Source organism: Fervidicoccus fontis Kam940 (assembly GCF_000258425.1).
Lineage (GTDB): Archaea > Thermoproteota > Thermoprotei_A > Sulfolobales > Fervidicoccaceae > Fervidicoccus > Fervidicoccus fontis.
The window spans coordinates 1,077,072-1,091,989 of sequence record NC_017461.1 but is presented as its reverse complement, the minus strand read 5'-3'; the positions used below and the strand labels follow the sequence as shown (position 1 = coordinate 1,091,989).

Sequence of the window (14,918 nt, the reverse complement as noted above, 5' to 3'; positions counted from 1 at the left end):
GTACTTATCACTGATGGAAAGAAAAGACCAAGTAAGATTATGGATGCACATGCAAGCTGAACCATTTTATTCGAAATCTTAATAAGAGAGCTATTAAGCGGGCTGAATTTTATTGAAAAATTTATAACTAAAATGAGAATTTAATTAATTAATGATGTAAAAATTTATGGTGATAAAATTGTCCTCTCCTGAAAATCTCTTGAGAAATGTGTTGCAATTAACAAATGAAGCAAATGAGTGGAGGAGGAAAAAATCAATAAATTTAATAGCAAGCGAAAACGTAATGAGCCCTCTTGCTGAAGCTGTATATTTGAGCGACTTCATGAGCAGATATGCTGAAGGTAAACCGAAAAAAAGGTACTATCAGGGAACAAAATACATCGATGAGCTCGAAATAATGCTTGCTGAACTTATGGGAAAAATTCTCAACATTCAGTATATAGAGACTAGGCCTATTAGCGGAACAATAGCAAATGCATCTGTTTTTAAAGAATTGGGAGAACCCGGAGACAGAGCGCTTGTTGCGCCCGTACAAGCCGGGAGCCATGTCAGTCATACTAAATTTGGGACGCTAGGAGCTTTAGGCATGACGCAGGTTTATCTTCCATATGACGAAGAAAGGATGAATGTTGATGTAGATAAAGCAATAAAAATGATAAAAGAAGAAAAGTTTAAGTTTTTAGTCCTTGGAGGAAGTGTATATTTATTCCCTCATCCAGTTAAAGAGCTTGCTGATGCCGTAAAGGAAAGGGGAGCAAAAATAGTATATGATGCGGCTCACGTCTTTGGTCTGATAGTCGGGGGTGTTTGGAGGAATCCGCTAAGGGAAGGAGCGGATGTAATGACAGCGAGTACTCATAAAACTTTCCCAGGTCCGCAAGGAGGATTGATAGCTTTTAGTGATGAGGGGTTGTACAAGCAGGTTTCAAAGACGATCTTTCCATATTTCCTTAGCAACCACCATCTTCATAGGATACCAGCAACCTTAGTCACAACTTTAGAGATGATGAAGTACGGAGAGCAGTATGCTAAAGCTGTTGTTGAGAATGCTAAAAAATTTGCTGAAGCATTAGCAGAGGAAGGATTTAAAGTACTTGGAGAAAACCTGGGATATACGATGAGTCATCAGGTTGTAGTAGATGTTGCTAAACAAGGCGGAGGAGCTAAATGTGCAACGTTACTAGAAAGCGCTAACATCATTACTAATAAAAACTTATTACCATATGACCCTCCAGAAAATGTGCAGAATCCGAGCGGGTTGAGACTCGGTACACAAGAAATGACAAGGTATGGGATGGGAAAGCAGGAAATGTATGAAATAGCACATCTAATGAGAAGACTGCTGATAGATAACGAGGATCCGGAAAAAGTTAAAAAAGATGTAATAGAGCTTAGATCAGGCTTCCTTGAAGTAAAATATGGATTTACACTAGAAGACGCAGGAGATCTTAAAGACAAGATCTTAATTTTAAGGTGAAAGAGAAGGTAATGTATAATATGGAAAGATTTTTTTCCCCTCCTCAAAATGAAAATGTTTGGATTATCAATACTGGAACTGAACTTCTTAATGGAATAACTGTTAATACAAATGCATCTTGGCTGGCAAGAAAGCTTTCATTCTTAGGATTTAAAGTGAAACGGATTATTGTTGTGCCGGATGAATTTGAAGAATTCAGCAACGAGCTAAAAAGAGCATTGGAAAATAAAGCCGGGATAGTTATAACTACTGGTGGACTTGGTCCAACATATGATGACAACACGTTACTATTTATCTCGAAATCGTTAAAAATTCCGTACGAAGTTAATGAAGATGCCCTTAATATGGTAAAGAAAGTTTATGAAGCGATGTCTGAACCTTTAACAAAAGAGAGGGAGAAAATGGCTAAAATGCCAAAAGGATCAATCCCACTGAAAAATCCTGTCGGGACAGCACCTGGCATGATGCTTTATTATAGTGGCTCTTACATCATATCGCTTCCAGGCGTTCCTTCAGAAATGAAAGCAATCTTTGAAGAAGATCTCGAATCCGTCTTAAAGATGTGGAGCAAAAAGAAAGTTTCTGAAAACATTATTAAAGTGAGAGGAATAATGGAATCTGCCATTGCGCCGTTGATAGAGAAAGCTTCCAAAAAATATCTAAATGCCTACATAAAAACTCATCCTAAGGGAAAAGAAAGCAACGAGCCGTATATTGAAATCCAAATACTTGCTACTGGAAATACTGAAGAGGAAGCAAACAAATTAGCAAGCGAGATAACAAGTGATATTATAAATGAAATCGAAACAAAGTTCAGTGGAGGTAAAATTGAGCGATAGAAAAAAAAGAGAGAAGGAAATTTTCAAGCTTTTTTTCAGTTACCAGATCCCATTTTTTATTATAGGCATAGCTCTTATAATATTCTCAGTCTTTTTAAATGTTGAGACATCTTTAGGCATGTTCCTCTTCATAATAGGGGCAGTCATAATTGTTATTGCCCCTCCATTATCAATATACCTGGTAAAAAGGAAGATTTCAAAGGATAAGACTTAAAAAGAAGCATTAAATTCAAAAGACTGAACCATCTGTATGTAGAATTAATAAATTTGGAAAATTATACTTAATCTTGGTGTGAAACTATGAGTGAGGCTATTAATAAAAGCGAAATAAGAGAAAAAATAATAGAAGCACTGAAGGGAGTTTACGATCCAGAAATTCCAGTAAACATTTATGATCTAGGACTAATATATGAGATACAGGTCAATGACGATATGAGCGTTTATATAAGAATGGGGCTCACCACGCCTTTTTGCCCAATGGTATCATCGATTGTTTCAGTAGTAGAGGAAGAGGTAGAAAAGAAGCTAAGCTCTTTAGGTTTTAAGAAGGTGTACGTTGATATAGACATTTCTAAGCCTTGGTCTGCAAAAATGATAACAAAAGAAGGGAGGGAGCAGTTAAAGTCTATTTATGGCTATGACATCGTTGAGGAAATGATAAAAAGAGAAGAAGAAATGATGAGTAGCGAAAAAACCTAAAATATTTATGTAAAACTTTCATAATAAGTGAAAAAAATGGACATTGAAAAAAGAAAAAACAGAATAAGAGGATTCCAGAAAGAGAGAGATCTCGTGAGAAAGCTCTGGGAAATGGGATTTGCAACGATAAGAGCGCCAGCAAGTGGAGCAAAGGCAAAAAAAACCTATCAACCTGATATTATAGCCGCAAAAAATAACCGAATTTTCGTTATTGAGGTAAAGACCAGAAGAGCAACTGATACCGTATATGTCGATTCTTTTCAAGTAAGTAAGCTTAAGGAGTGGTCTAGCAGGGCTGGAAGCAATGCGAGATGCTTTATTGCAGTTTACTTTGATAGGAAAATAGGTTGGAAGTTTGTTCCACTAGAAAAAGCTGAAGTGACAAAGGATGGAAATATAAAAGTTACGAAGGACCTCGCCTCTAATTCACTAAGCTTAGATGATTTAAATAATTTAACAAAGTAAATTTATATAACATTTATTCTTTTATGGAAAAAAATTGACAAGAAAAAAAGGTTAAAAAGGCACCTATATATTATAAGGAATTTAGGAAAAGGTTGAAATAAAATAAAATTTTTACATGATGTGATAAAAATGGAACGTACAAACAAGCTTGGAAGTTTTGTTTATAGCAGACAGAGACGCAATGATTTAGAAATTGTGGTTTCAATTTTAGCGAATATCAAGGAAGATGGAACAAAACCCACTCATCTTTCTAATAAATCCATGCTTGACTACAAAGTAATGAAGAAATATTTAAGTTATCTAATACAGGAGGAATTAGTTAAACAATTGGATGGAAAAATTTACATTACCGAAAAGGGAAGAGAATTCCTCGAAGAATACAAGAGGTTAAGAAATCTAATACAATTTTCAACAAATAAAACGGCTTAAAAGTTATAGAGAGCTATACGCGAGGGCAGAAGATCCAAATACAGGATTTTGCTTTATTGACGATGGAATTTCAATTTGTAGATCTTTATTCTCTGAAATTGATTCGCTTAGCACCAAGTCAATAATTTCTTCTTCGCTTACTGTTCTGCTTTCTGAAAGTAGCTTTCCATTCAAAAAAACAGCGGGCGGGTTATAGTTATTGTTTAAATTTTCACTTGGTGCTATTAACTGAAGATTTATCATATCGACATCTATATCAATAAGATAATTCATGAAGAGCGTCTTTTTTGCTTTCAATACATTTTTTATAGTTTCACTACTTTCATAACTCCAGTCCAAAATTAACGTAATTTTAGGTTTGTATGCGTAAATCTTTGTTGAGTAACTGTCGCTCGGAACTTGTATTTGGCTTGCAGATAGCATTTTTTACTGAGACCCCGAATCATTTTTTCCCTTACTTTTATTATTAAATTTAAGTAAGGGTTAAAAGGAATCTTACAGTAAACCAAAGATAATTGTTTAAATTCTTTGTATTACAATTTGAGTCGAATAAAACTTGAGAAAATTAACTTGTGTTCTTAAAAGCAAAATTCATTTCAGCAAAAATAAGCTACACAAAACTAAGTGAAAACGCTATCAATCCCAAGAACATTGCAAATAGTATCCTCTTCTTTACCAATAAGGCGATTTCCTTATCGGCTTTATTCAAAATGGTGAGGACAGATGAGATAAGTATTCCATCTACAGCTAAGACTAAAATAAAATAAAGCAGGCCGGTCATTCTGGTTATTGTTGGGATAAAAGACAGAAAAACAGCTACCAAAATAAACCAAGATGCGACAATTGATGCCCTTTTGGCACCGTACTTAACAGCAATGGTTCTTATTCCTTTAACAGAATCTCCTGCTATATCTGCAATTCCTTTTATTATCTCTCTACCGGTATTAGTTAGGAAGACCATAGATGCGAATATCATTATCTTAAACGTAAAAGAGTTTATCATTACTGCACCATAAATTAGAGGGATGGTTACACTATAACTTACCATAAAGTTTCCGATGAGCCCTGTCTTTTTTCCCCAGAAATTATATAGAAGAGCTATACCGAATGTCAAAATTGCAATAGCAAATGTATAAAGACCTGTATACAAAGAGGAAATAATTCCTATTAAAGACAGAAGGATCCCATAAGAAAGCGCTTCCCTTTCTCCGATTCTTTTGCTTGGAATTGGTCTAGAAGGCTGATTTATAAGGTCTATCTCTCTATCATTGTAGTCATTGAAGACCATAGATGATGCTGTTAGAAAGAAGCCTGTTGCAAAGCCGGACAATATAGTCAAATAGTTTCTAAAATTTAAAAAGTACTCATGATTTGCTATAAGAACTCCGACCAAAACGGCTAAACCCATCATAAAGGAATTGGGAATTCTTATTATTTCTATGTATGCTTTTATTTTTTCTTTTCTATTTACCTTCGTATTTTTCACCTTTTCTATCATGAAGCATCGCCCCTTCAATGGGCAGGGTAGAGAGCCCTCATCTTTCAAGGCGGGGAGATGCGGGCTTATTGCATTTATAACATATAGCTGAAATTGTATTCTTGCAATACAATTTGTTTTCAAATTTATTCTTTTGACCTTACTCTATTTTAAAGAGTGAAAGTTTCAGTCGGCCGTAAATAACTGTTGCTTAATTAATTGATTATACATTTTGAATTTATTTATTTTAGTAAATTGGCTAATAAGCAAATATAAATACTCGCAAGAGAAATTTTATTACCTGAAGTATTATTAAGGCTTTTCTTATATAATTAGGAATAATTAAGAATTAGTGATACACCATAATTTAAGAGGGCTTAATAAAGCATGGAAAGCCGTTTCTTTGCAGAAAATAAAAAATTTCCAGATAATTTTGTCCCAGACCATTCTTCACTCATCGGAGGAATTGTAACGAAGCTAATATTATCAAATGAAATACCAGAGCTTTCTAAGATATACATACATAAAACGCTAGTTTCTTTTATTGAGAAAGAGGCTTTTGAGGGGAAAGCCGTCGGATTAGCAGGAATAGAAGAACTCCAAAGAATAAGGGAGCTTGCAAAAGAAAGGAATATAGAAGTGGAAATTGTAGGAGATTCTCAAAGAGTTTTTTCTCAAGTAGATATATTGGAGCTTTCTAGAATTGTAAGAGAGCTTGCAATATCTACTGAAAGCGTCCTGATAACAAGCGACAAGATAGCATCACAGATTGCTCAAGCAACGGGAATAAAGACCCTCTACGTTCCAGCGTCAGCATCTAAAAGGCTTAAGCTTGAGGATTTCTTTGATAATGAAACGATGAGCGTGCACTTAATAGAGGATGTCCCGCCTATAGCAAAGAAGGGAAGACCGGGATCCTGGTCATTTGTCCAATTGTCTGATAAGCCCATAACTAGGGCTGAGATCCAGAGCATTTTTGATGAAATTGTGGAAACTGCAAAGTCGAGGGAGGATTCTTTCATAGAAATAGACAGATCTGGAAGCACAATAGTTCAGCTCGGAGCATACAGGATAGTTATTGTTAGACCTCCTCTCGGTAGCAAATGGATGATAACTGCAGTAAAGCCGCTTGTAAAGCTCTCTCTTGAAGATTATATGTTGCCAGAAAAGCTTCTCGAGAGGTTTAAGAAGAGGGCTGAAGGTATTCTGATAGCAGGCGCCCCTGGAATGGGGAAGACAACTTTTGCGCAGGCTCTAGCAGAATTCTATCAAAAAGAAGGGAAAATTGTCACGACGATAGAATCGCCTAGAGACATGAGGCTGTCTCCTCAAATAGTTCAATACAGCAAGCACTTCGCCGAGAAGGACGAGATACATGACATCTTATTGTTAAGCAGACCTGACTACACATTTTTCGATGAATTGAGAGGAGATGATGACTTTAAGTTGTATGTCGATTTAAGGCTGGCTGGAATTGGAATGGTGGGAGTACTCCACGCAACGAGCCCGATTGACGCAATACAGAGGTTTATTAACAGAGTTGAGCTCGGCGTTATTCCTAGCATTATTGATACCGTCATATTCATAGATAGGGGACAGATATCAAAAGTATACGAGATAACTATAACTGTCAAGCTTCCTACAGGCTTAAAGGAAGTCGATCTCGCGAGGCCTGTAATTGAAGTAAAAGACTTTTTAACGAGCGAACTAGAGTATGAGATTTATACATTTGGAGAGCAGACGGTAGTTGTGCCCATTAAAAGAGGAAAGAAGGTAGGGGCAGGAGAAGAAAGAATAATTAGACAGATCGAAACACTTGTCCCTGGAGCAGAGGTAGAAATTTTGGGAAAAACTGCAACTGTAAAGCTTTCTGGAGAGAACTCTAGGCTTATAATGAAGAGAGCGAAGAGGCTCAAAAGGATTGCACAGAAAATGGGATATGACCTAAGGATAGAAACCGAGTAGCTCTTCATTTTGAAATTATAATTCGTTCTATTTCTCTGTAGAACTTATAGAAATAACAATATATAATTTTGCTATCAAATAACATTTTGTTTAATAAGGAGGAAGATTATCTTGTTAGGAGATTGTTTAAGTTCTAAGAGAATACGAGCTATTGAAGAGAACATGACATATCTTGGCATTCCGACTCTCCTGCTTATGGAGAACGCTGGAAAATGTGTTGCAGAAGAATCTTATAAAGCATTAGAAACTTTAGGAAAGGAAAATGGCAAAGTAGTTGTTGTAGCTGGTAGGGGCGGAAATGCCGGAGACGGGTTTGTAGCGGCTAGGCATCTGAGAGCGATGGGAGTAAGCGTTGACGTCCTTCTTCTCTATCAGAAAGAGCTGATAAATCATAATGATGCGAGGACAAACCTTGATTATCTTTTAAAGGATTTTCAAATTAATATTTTTCATTGGGATGAAATCAGTCCTCATAGTTTTCTAAAAAACTACGATATAATAATCGATGCCATTTTAGGAACAGGAGTAAGGGGAGAGCTCAGATATCCAATTCCTCAAGCAATTGAGGCAATAAATAGCTCTGGGTCATATGTAGTAGCTGTAGATATACCAAGCGGAATAGATCCCGACACAGGAGAGCTAGCTTCATATAGAGATGAGAAGATCGCTGTAAAAGCGAACACTACAGTGGTTATGCACTACAGAAAAAAAGGGCTGGAAAATAGAGGCGAGTTTGCAGGAAAGCAGGTAATTTGCGATGTGGGCATAACTCCTGCTGCTGAAAAGATAGTCGGACCTGGGGATGTGAGGAACTTTTTGAAGCTTAAGCCTAAGGATGCAAAAAAAGGAGATGGAGGTATTGTCACTGTGATTGGAGGTTCTAAAGAATATTACGGCGCCCCTACTTTGAGTGCTTTAGCAGTACTAAGAGCGGGCGCGGACCTGGTTTACCTTATAGTTCCTGAAAAAATAAAGCAAATTGTTTCATCATTTACCCCATCACTAATAGTTATAGGAACAGAAAATGACTACCACAGTCCTGAAGAGATTTCATCTATTGACAAGTATATTTCTCGCTCAGATTCTGTTGTAGTGGGTCCAGGGCTCGGCTTTAATGAAACTACCTGCAATTTTGTTTCAGAACTTATAGATCATTTAAAAAGTAAATATCCTGATGCTAAGGTTATAGTTGATGCAGATGCTCTTAAGTGCATTGCCAAGAATAAAAAAACCCTTAATGAAAACTTTGTTTTAACTCCACATAGGGGAGAGTTAGATCTTCTATTGAGGTCTTACGACATAACTGGAGATAATGATAGAGAAAAGAACTCATTGAATCTCTCAAATAAACTCGGCGGCGCAATTGTAGTCTCAAAGGGACCAATTGACTATATATGCAGTGCTAAATATGGATGCAGAGAGAAGAGGTGCGGAAACCCAGGAATGAGCATTGGAGGAACAGGAGATATACTCACTGGACTTATAGCGGCTTTTTATAAGAGAACAGGTTCTCTGTTTTATGCTTCCTGCATTGCGTCTTTTGTGAACAGCTTAGCTGGAGATTACCTGTTAAATAACTACAATGAGTTCTATACTTCAGAAGATGTTTTGAACTGCATTTCGACAGTACTGAGAGATCTTTTTAATAAGAAGAAATAGAAAGGATGATCAGGCTTGAAGCTAGTTTATCTTGTATTAGATGGAGCGGCAGGAGACCCAAATTTAGGAAAGACAGCATATATGATAGCAGATAAGCCGAATCTTGACAGTTTAGCTTACAAAAGCAAATGCGGGCTAATGTATGTAATAGGAAAAGGCATCGCTCCAGAGAGCGACGCTGCTGTTTTAGCTCTACTTGGATATGACCCAATTAATGAGCATCCTGGAAGAGGACCTATTGAAGCACTTGGTGTGGATATAGAATTAAAGGAGGAAAAAGAAGTTGCATTTAGGGGAAACTTTGCAACTGTAGATCCATTAACTAAAAAGATCATAGATAGGAGGGCAGGCAGAGGTATCAACAAAGAGGAAGCAAACGAGCTTGCCTCATTAATTGACGGAATTCAGCTTTTAAATGGAAAAGGCTATGCTAAAGTAAAAGCTACCGTAGGACACAGAGTAGTTGTAGTTTTAGGTCATAAAGAGAAGCAGTTGGGCGATGAGGTTTCCAATACAGATCCAGCGTATGAGAGAAGGGGAAAAGTCTCTGTTGCTTTGGAAAATTTTGATGCTACAATTAAACCGTGCATTCCGCTTAATCAGGATGAGAAGAATAGAATTACATGTGAACTTGTAAATGAGTTTACTGAAAGAGCAATAAAAATTCTCAGTTCATCAAAGGTAAATGAAAGCAGATTAAAAAATGGCATGCTTCCGGCCAACGCAATTTTGCTCAGGGATGCTGGAACTGGCAAGGCTAAGATGAAGGATATATCAGCGATGTATTCTAATCTGAAGTTTTCAGCGCTGACTGAAATGCCGGTTGAGAAAGGCATAGCAAAAGCTGCAGGAATGAAAATGATAGATGTATCAAGCATTTCTGGAGAGAGAAAGCATGTTTATGAACAGTGGGCTTTGAAAACTATTGAAGCTCTCTCCGTCTCCGATGTAGTATATGTCCACTTAAAAGGGCCGGACGAGCCTGGACATGAAGGAAACTTAAAATTAAAAACAAAAATCATAGAAGATATAGATAAGTACTACCTAGGATCCATTGTCAAATATTTGGAAAAAGAAGATATAGCCATTTTAGTGACCTCAGATCACGCTACACCTTGTGAAAAGAAAGCTCATAGCGATTCTCCTGTTCCGTTCCTGCTTTATAGTAAAAACTTTAGCGATGGAGACCGAATTAAGAGATTTGATGAAGTAGAATGCAAGAGTGGAAGCTTTGGGCTTATAAGCGAGGGAAAGAACTTATTAAAGACCGTCTTATCATTCCTAAAAATGCTATAGCTATAATTTATTCAAAAACTTCTTGGCTTTTTTAACTGTTCCGCATACTTTTACAGGCACAATCATAAAATCTTTTTTTGCATATCTCCTAGCAAATGGAAATATTGCAATTATGTTGTCCGCATATTCTCTATATACTCTGACTATTCCTTTTTTTATATCTGAATAATAGACGATGAAGTGATAGCCTGATTTCGATATAAATGGCTCCCCGTAAATTTTACCGAGTGCTGTAAGAATTGAATCTGCAATCTCGCTATAATCAATGTCCGCGTCCGATGTTATAGAAAAAACTATGTATCTTTTTTTCCTTTTAACTTTTGCTTCTTTTTTTACCATTTCTTCTTTATTCCAATTTTCCAAAGAAGAAATTAAACTGAATTTTTTATTTAAGGTTGTGAGTCCCCTTTCGATCTTTTTAAATCTAATATAAATAATGAAGATGCCTAAAGACAATAATAATATTGCAACCGCTTCTGCAATAGCTAGATACTCAAATGAACCCATTATTACCTCCTCTAACTCTAAGCTAAATTCTTTATCCTCATATCTAAAACTATCGATTTAGCAACCCTTTCAGTAATTCCAAACGTTTTTAACAAATGAAAAACGCTTCTAGGATGCCAAAGCTCACTATATTTTTCAGCTCCGCTATAAAATGCGATCTTAATATCATATTTTAATGCATACTTTATAAGGAATTCAGCGAATGGAATGAGCTCAAGTTTCCTTACAATTTCTCCCAAGTTAATACCAATGGATGTTTTTCCTTGCTTCATAAGGTCTGCTTGGTTTTTGTCCATAACCCTATGCAGTTTTGGAGAAATTTCAATTATGTCTACCGATTTATTTTTACTGAAGAATCTCAATGCGCTTGCACCCTTTGCAACTCCTATGGTTATAGAAACTTTTTTTCCGGCAGCATGCAACTTATTTTTTGCCTCCCTTTCATCAAATGCCTCGACTCGTCTTGATGTCAATACCTTTAATTGCTCTGAGGCTAAGCTAGAAATTTTAGTGCTGTATTTTTCATCTATTCCAATAAGACTATAATTTAGGCTTTGAGCAACCTTCACAATTTTTTTAAGCTCTTCCTCGTCTTTTGGAAAAATATAGTAGTCCGCAAAGAGAGCCTTCAACTTGTCTTCACACCTTCGAATAATACGACAATTTCACTGTTCTTCTATAGATATCCCTGCCCTTTCAAATATTTCTTTAATCGATCCTTTTTTACTCTCTTTTATTACTATTTTCACTACATCATCAGAGTTTGAAATTATGAATTTGTTTTCAAGAAGCTTAAATTTATCAAGCCTTAGGTGAAAGGAATTGTCAGAAAACCTATTATAGAAAGTATTTTTAATTTCAAAAACAGAACATTTGTCAAATGACCTTATTATAAACTCTGCAGCTTTTTCGGCATCTTCCTTTTCAAGAACAACCTTATAAAAAATGATCGTATCGCCATAATGACCCTTTGAACTTACTGCCACCGGCTTGACTTTTTCTCTTAAATCTTCAGGTAGGGCATTTAAAAGGGATCTCAAAACTCGATCCTCTTCCTCAGTCATATGCTGTATTACTCTCAACTCTATTTGCTTTATGCTCATATCAATTTCACTACTTTATTAAAAATATATCAAGAAAGCTATATATTATATATTAATTGTTACTTCTAGATAAAAGTAAATGAAATATTCTTCAAATTATCAAGCTACTTTATGTCTCCTTTGTGAACTTTTTCGAGAATTTCTGCTGGAGCTATAAGCCTTGCGCCTCTACTAGCTTCATGTCTCCTCTTTTGCTCTCTTTCTTTTTGTTTTTTCTTAAACTTGTAATTCATCGTTCCTCTCAAACCTCTGCTAGCTTTAAGCCCTCTCATTTTCTTTCCTGCCGAAGTCAGCCCTCTGAATACTCTCCCTCTATTCTGAGGCTCTGCTATCCACTTTAATTCCGGATCGCTTAAGATTGCAGGATGATGTGGATCGACCATTATTACCTCGTACCATTCATGCACACCATCCTCTCCGACATAGTAACTGTTCAAGACCTCAAGGTTAGGATATTTCCTTGCAGCTCTCTCTTCAGCAATCAATCTGATGCTTTTCGCCGGTGCATAGCCGTAAACGCCCATCCTCTTTGGTCTTCTTCCTTTATTTGGCCTCTGCCTTCTCTGTCCTCCTTTCCTTATTCTGACTCTTACTACAATTATACCCTGTTTTGCTTTATATCCAAGCATTCTTGCCTTATTCAGTCTTGTAGGCTTATTTATCCTCACAACAGCGGGCTCTCTTCTCCATCTTATCATTCTAGCCCTCATTAGTTGCAAGTGGTCTCCAGAATACGGCCTCTTCCAAACTCTTGCCATGTAATAGTACATTGACTTGCTCATTTCTATGCACACCATTCCTGAAAACAGCACTTGATGTTCTTTTTTGAATAATAAGTTAATAACCGTTTTTGTCTGATTTAATATAAAAGAGATGAGCTTTCAGCACTAATCGTTTATGAAAGCGCCGGGGGCGGGATTTGAACCCGCGCGGGGTTTCCCCCACCGGCTTAGCAGGCCGGCGCCCTACCAGGCTGGGCGACCCCGGCAAAAGCTTATTATTTTTTCAGTAATCGAAAATTTATAAGCTTTTCCAAACACTTCAGCAAACCTGCTTTAGACTTGCTTTTTTACATTCATTGAGTTCTACATCTATTCGAGAATATATTTTTGACTTCCAGATAGCAGCGAAACTGAACTCCTCCCGCAATTAATAGTGAGAGTTTCAGTTGTAAAAGCTTCTCCCTTAATATTTTTCTTAGTAAATAAAGATACATATAGGCCTACATTTGATTTCACAAAATTTATGATGTTATATACGGCTGAATAGCAGGGGTTCAGATCTCATATAAGTTCATAGATCAATATCATCCCATCATTTCTATTCCTCTGCATCCCTTCTTGGTTCTGCATGTGGCTTTGGAGCTTTCACGCGCACAGTATTCGAGGAGCATGTTTTCTATCTCAAATCAGAAATAAAAAAGTTTTTAGATAACTACTAAGCAAGAAAATTATACCTTTAGATTATATATTAAAACTTTAAAAGAGCTTTTTGCTTTTATTTCTAATTTATGGTTTTTTATCGTACGGTGATTAATGTGAAGACTAGCGACAATAGAAGAATTCTCGAAGTTCTCTCAGTAACTACATTAGCAAGCTTTATTGCAGGATTCAATGCGAGGCTTGCAGTAGTAGGTCTCCCTACGATAGCTGGGGAAATAGGGGCAGACGTTTGGAGCATGATATGGATTATACAGGGATTTATGTTAGGCTCAACAATATTCCAGCTCATAATAGGAAGGCTAACAGACTTATACGGAAGGGTAAGGCTCTTCACAATAGGTATAGGAATCTTTACAATTGGAGCTCTACTTTCCGGATTGAGCAGTAATCCAGCCTTTCTTATAATCTCGAGGACGGTACAGGGCATTGGAGGAGCCTTTCTAATGAGCATCTCCATTACAATTCTCACAGACAATGTTCCGCCTTCTAGGCTTGGCACATGGCTTGGAGTAAACCAAGTTGCATGGAGGATTGGTGCATTACTGGGCTTAACGTTGAGCGGATTTATAATAGATCTTCTTAGCTGGCATTGGATATTTCTAATACAAGTTCCTATAGGAGTAATAGTACTCTTTTGGACTCGAATAAGGCTCAAAGAAGTCTATAAGCCAAAAGAAAACATTTTTATTGACATAAAAGGCTTCACTTTCTTTACACTATCATTAACACTTTCCCTTATAGGACTAACTATGGTTGGCTATGGCTATAGGGACTATTCATATATATTACTTGCATTATCTGTTGCATTTCTCGCAATATTTGTTTATTCGGAGCTAAAGACAACTCATCCTGCCTTGGATTTGCGTCTTTTTAAAATATGGCAGTTTTCAGGCGGTATAATTTCACAGCTACTCTACTCTATAGGCTTTGGAGCGTCGTTGACATTGCTAGCAATATATATGCAGAGCGTTCTAGGGTATTCACCGAGCGAAACAGGAATACTTTTAGTCCCATACGAGGCAAGCTTTTTGGTTTTCGGTATTATAGGTGGAAGACTTTCCGATATCCTTGGATTCGCACCGGTTACCGTTGCCGGTTTAGCAGTGGGTTCTATATCTCTTTTTTTACTTTCGTTAGCAGGATCCATACCAATGATAATATTTGCGGAAGTTATACTCGGTGTAGGTACAGGTTTGTTTGTCTCCCCAAATACGAGTTCAATTATGACTTCAGTCCCTCCGGACAGAAGAGGGGTCGCATCTTCAATTAGGACAGTATCGTTTAATGTAGGCTTTGCAATTAGCTTGAACATAGCAATTCTCACTATGACTCAAAAAATTCCTTATACACTAGCATCTCATCTGATAGTTTTGGGTGGCATACTTCCCAGCGATAGCTCGCTTACAATTGAGCTAACCGAGCTTGGAGAAGCGATCAAACATTCATTTCTGGTGCAGGCTCTTATTATGGCTCTAGCAATTCCATTCAGCATAAGCAGAATGAAAAAAGTTGAAATGAACAAAAAAAGTAATTAAATAATAAGCAATCAAAAATTGAAGG

16 protein-coding genes and 1 tRNA gene are annotated in these 14,918 nt (G+C 36.8%); 10 read left to right on the top strand and 7 right to left on the bottom strand.

The features are described 5' to 3' along the window. Window positions 1–166 precede the first annotated feature (166 nt). From glyA to sso10a, 6 genes are all read left to right on the top strand, one after another. A complete protein-coding gene (gene glyA, locus FFONT_RS05675) occupies window positions 167–1,477 on the top strand; it encodes a serine hydroxymethyltransferase (protein WP_014558278.1) in 1,311 nt (436 codons plus the stop codon). 11 nt (window positions 1,478–1,488) lie between these two features. Continuing rightward, a complete protein-coding gene (locus tag FFONT_RS05670) occupies window positions 1,489–2,316 on the top strand; it encodes a nicotinamide mononucleotide deamidase-related protein (protein WP_148683719.1) in 828 nt (275 codons plus the stop codon). Beyond that, window positions 2,306–2,530, top strand: a complete 225-nt coding sequence (locus FFONT_RS05665; protein ID WP_148683718.1) for a hypothetical protein — start codon at window positions 2,306–2,308, stop codon at window positions 2,528–2,530. The genes FFONT_RS05670 and FFONT_RS05665 overlap by 11 nt, the downstream gene beginning before the upstream one ends. A gap of 86 nt (window positions 2,531–2,616) precedes the next feature. Further along, the gene (locus FFONT_RS05660) at window positions 2,617–3,015 is read left to right on the top strand and encodes a metal-sulfur cluster assembly factor (RefSeq protein WP_014558275.1); all 399 of its coding nucleotides are present in this window, start codon (window positions 2,617–2,619) and stop codon (window positions 3,013–3,015) included. A 36-nt stretch (window positions 3,016–3,051) separates the two neighbouring features. Next, window positions 3,052–3,480, top strand: a complete 429-nt coding sequence (gene hjc / locus FFONT_RS05655; RefSeq protein WP_148683717.1) for a Holliday junction resolvase Hjc — start codon at window positions 3,052–3,054, stop codon at window positions 3,478–3,480. A gap of 129 nt (window positions 3,481–3,609) precedes the next feature. Next, entirely contained in the window at window positions 3,610–3,909 is a 300-nt protein-coding gene (sso10a, locus tag FFONT_RS05650) for an Sso10a family chromatin protein (RefSeq protein WP_148683716.1), read from the top strand. A 3-nt stretch (window positions 3,910–3,912) separates the two neighbouring features. On the opposite strand, the gene FFONT_RS05645 is transcribed toward sso10a, so the two are convergent. Then, a complete protein-coding gene (locus FFONT_RS05645; protein ID WP_014558272.1) occupies window positions 3,913–4,332 on the bottom strand; it encodes a hypothetical protein in 420 nt (139 codons plus the stop codon). Between the two features lie 187 nt (window positions 4,333–4,519). Beyond that, a complete protein-coding gene (locus FFONT_RS05640) occupies window positions 4,520–5,407 on the bottom strand; it encodes a geranylgeranylglycerol-phosphate geranylgeranyltransferase (protein WP_014558271.1) in 888 nt (295 codons plus the stop codon). A gap of 366 nt (window positions 5,408–5,773) precedes the next feature. On the opposite strand from FFONT_RS05640, the gene FFONT_RS05635 reads away from it, so the two are divergent. The 3 genes from FFONT_RS05635 to apgM all read left to right on the top strand — a co-directional run bounded on the left by FFONT_RS05635 (window position 5,774) and on the right by apgM (window position 10,306). Beyond that, complete coding sequence (locus tag FFONT_RS05635; RefSeq protein ID WP_014558270.1) at window positions 5,774–7,351, top strand: PINc/VapC family ATPase; 1,578 nt, start codon at window positions 5,774–5,776, stop codon at window positions 7,349–7,351. A 111-nt stretch (window positions 7,352–7,462) separates the two neighbouring features. Then, the gene (locus tag FFONT_RS05630) at window positions 7,463–9,010 is read left to right on the top strand and encodes a bifunctional ADP-dependent NAD(P)H-hydrate dehydratase/NAD(P)H-hydrate epimerase (RefSeq protein ID WP_014558269.1); all 1,548 of its coding nucleotides are present in this window, start codon (window positions 7,463–7,465) and stop codon (window positions 9,008–9,010) included. Between the two features lie 15 nt (window positions 9,011–9,025). Next, the gene (gene apgM / locus FFONT_RS05625) at window positions 9,026–10,306 is read left to right on the top strand and encodes a 2,3-bisphosphoglycerate-independent phosphoglycerate mutase (protein ID WP_014558268.1); all 1,281 of its coding nucleotides are present in this window, start codon (window positions 9,026–9,028) and stop codon (window positions 10,304–10,306) included. Here the strand turns inward: apgM and FFONT_RS05620 are convergent, their stop codons facing one another. The 5 genes from FFONT_RS05620 to FFONT_RS05600 form a co-directional block, all read right to left on the bottom strand. Then, window positions 10,307–10,813 carry an Rpp14/Pop5 family protein gene (locus tag FFONT_RS05620; RefSeq protein ID WP_014558267.1) on the bottom strand — a complete coding sequence of 169 codons (507 nt, stop codon included), beginning with the start codon at window positions 10,811–10,813 and terminating at the stop codon, window positions 10,307–10,309. Window positions 10,814–10,830: 17 nt separating this feature from the next. Beyond that, entirely contained in the window at window positions 10,831–11,445 is a 615-nt protein-coding gene (locus FFONT_RS05615; RefSeq protein ID WP_014558266.1) for an RNase P subunit p30 family protein, read from the bottom strand. A 33-nt stretch (window positions 11,446–11,478) separates the two neighbouring features. Then, window positions 11,479–11,916, bottom strand: a complete 438-nt coding sequence (locus FFONT_RS05610) for an RNA-binding domain-containing protein (RefSeq protein WP_014558265.1) — start codon at window positions 11,914–11,916, stop codon at window positions 11,479–11,481. A gap of 104 nt (window positions 11,917–12,020) precedes the next feature. Next, window positions 12,021–12,698, bottom strand: coding sequence for a 50S ribosomal protein L15e (locus tag FFONT_RS05605; RefSeq protein WP_148683714.1), 678 nt, complete (start codon window positions 12,696–12,698; stop codon window positions 12,021–12,023). A gap of 122 nt (window positions 12,699–12,820) precedes the next feature. Further along, window positions 12,821–12,904: transfer RNA gene (locus FFONT_RS05600), tRNA-Ser, on the bottom strand. Window positions 12,905–13,453: 549 nt separating this feature from the next. Here FFONT_RS05600 and FFONT_RS05595 point away from each other — a divergent pair. After that, window positions 13,454–14,893, top strand: a complete 1,440-nt coding sequence (locus FFONT_RS05595; protein WP_014558262.1) for an MFS transporter — start codon at window positions 13,454–13,456, stop codon at window positions 14,891–14,893. Window positions 14,894–14,918 lie beyond the last annotated feature (25 nt).

What these genes read in the sequence shown, in the direction of transcription:
- glyA (WP_014558278.1), top strand. Translation starts at nt 167, where the DNA reads ATGGTGATAAAATTGTCCTCTCCTGAAAATCTCTTGAGAAATGTGTTG.
- FFONT_RS05670 (WP_148683719.1), top strand. Translation starts at nt 1,489, where the DNA reads ATGTATAATATGGAAAGATTTTTTTCCCCTCCTCAAAATGAAAATGTT.
- FFONT_RS05660 (WP_014558275.1), top strand. Translation starts at nt 2,617, where the DNA reads ATGAGTGAGGCTATTAATAAAAGCGAAATAAGAGAAAAAATAATAGAA.
- hjc (WP_148683717.1), top strand. Translation starts at nt 3,052, where the DNA reads ATGGACATTGAAAAAAGAAAAAACAGAATAAGAGGATTCCAGAAAGAG.
- sso10a (WP_148683716.1), top strand. Translation starts at nt 3,610, where the DNA reads ATGGAACGTACAAACAAGCTTGGAAGTTTTGTTTATAGCAGACAGAGA.
- FFONT_RS05645 (WP_014558272.1), bottom strand. Translation starts at nt 4,332, where the DNA reads ATGCTATCTGCAAGCCAAATACAAGTTCCGAGCGACAGTTACTCAACA.
- FFONT_RS05640 (WP_014558271.1), bottom strand. Translation starts at nt 5,407, where the DNA reads ATGATAGAAAAGGTGAAAAATACGAAGGTAAATAGAAAAGAAAAAATA.
- FFONT_RS05635 (WP_014558270.1), top strand. Translation starts at nt 5,774, where the DNA reads ATGGAAAGCCGTTTCTTTGCAGAAAATAAAAAATTTCCAGATAATTTT.
- FFONT_RS05620 (WP_014558267.1), bottom strand. Translation starts at nt 10,813, where the DNA reads ATGGGTTCATTTGAGTATCTAGCTATTGCAGAAGCGGTTGCAATATTA.
- FFONT_RS05610 (WP_014558265.1), bottom strand. Translation starts at nt 11,916, where the DNA reads ATGAGCATAAAGCAAATAGAGTTGAGAGTAATACAGCATATGACTGAG.
- FFONT_RS05605 (WP_148683714.1), bottom strand. Translation starts at nt 12,698, where the DNA reads ATGAGCAAGTCAATGTACTATTACATGGCAAGAGTTTGGAAGAGGCCG.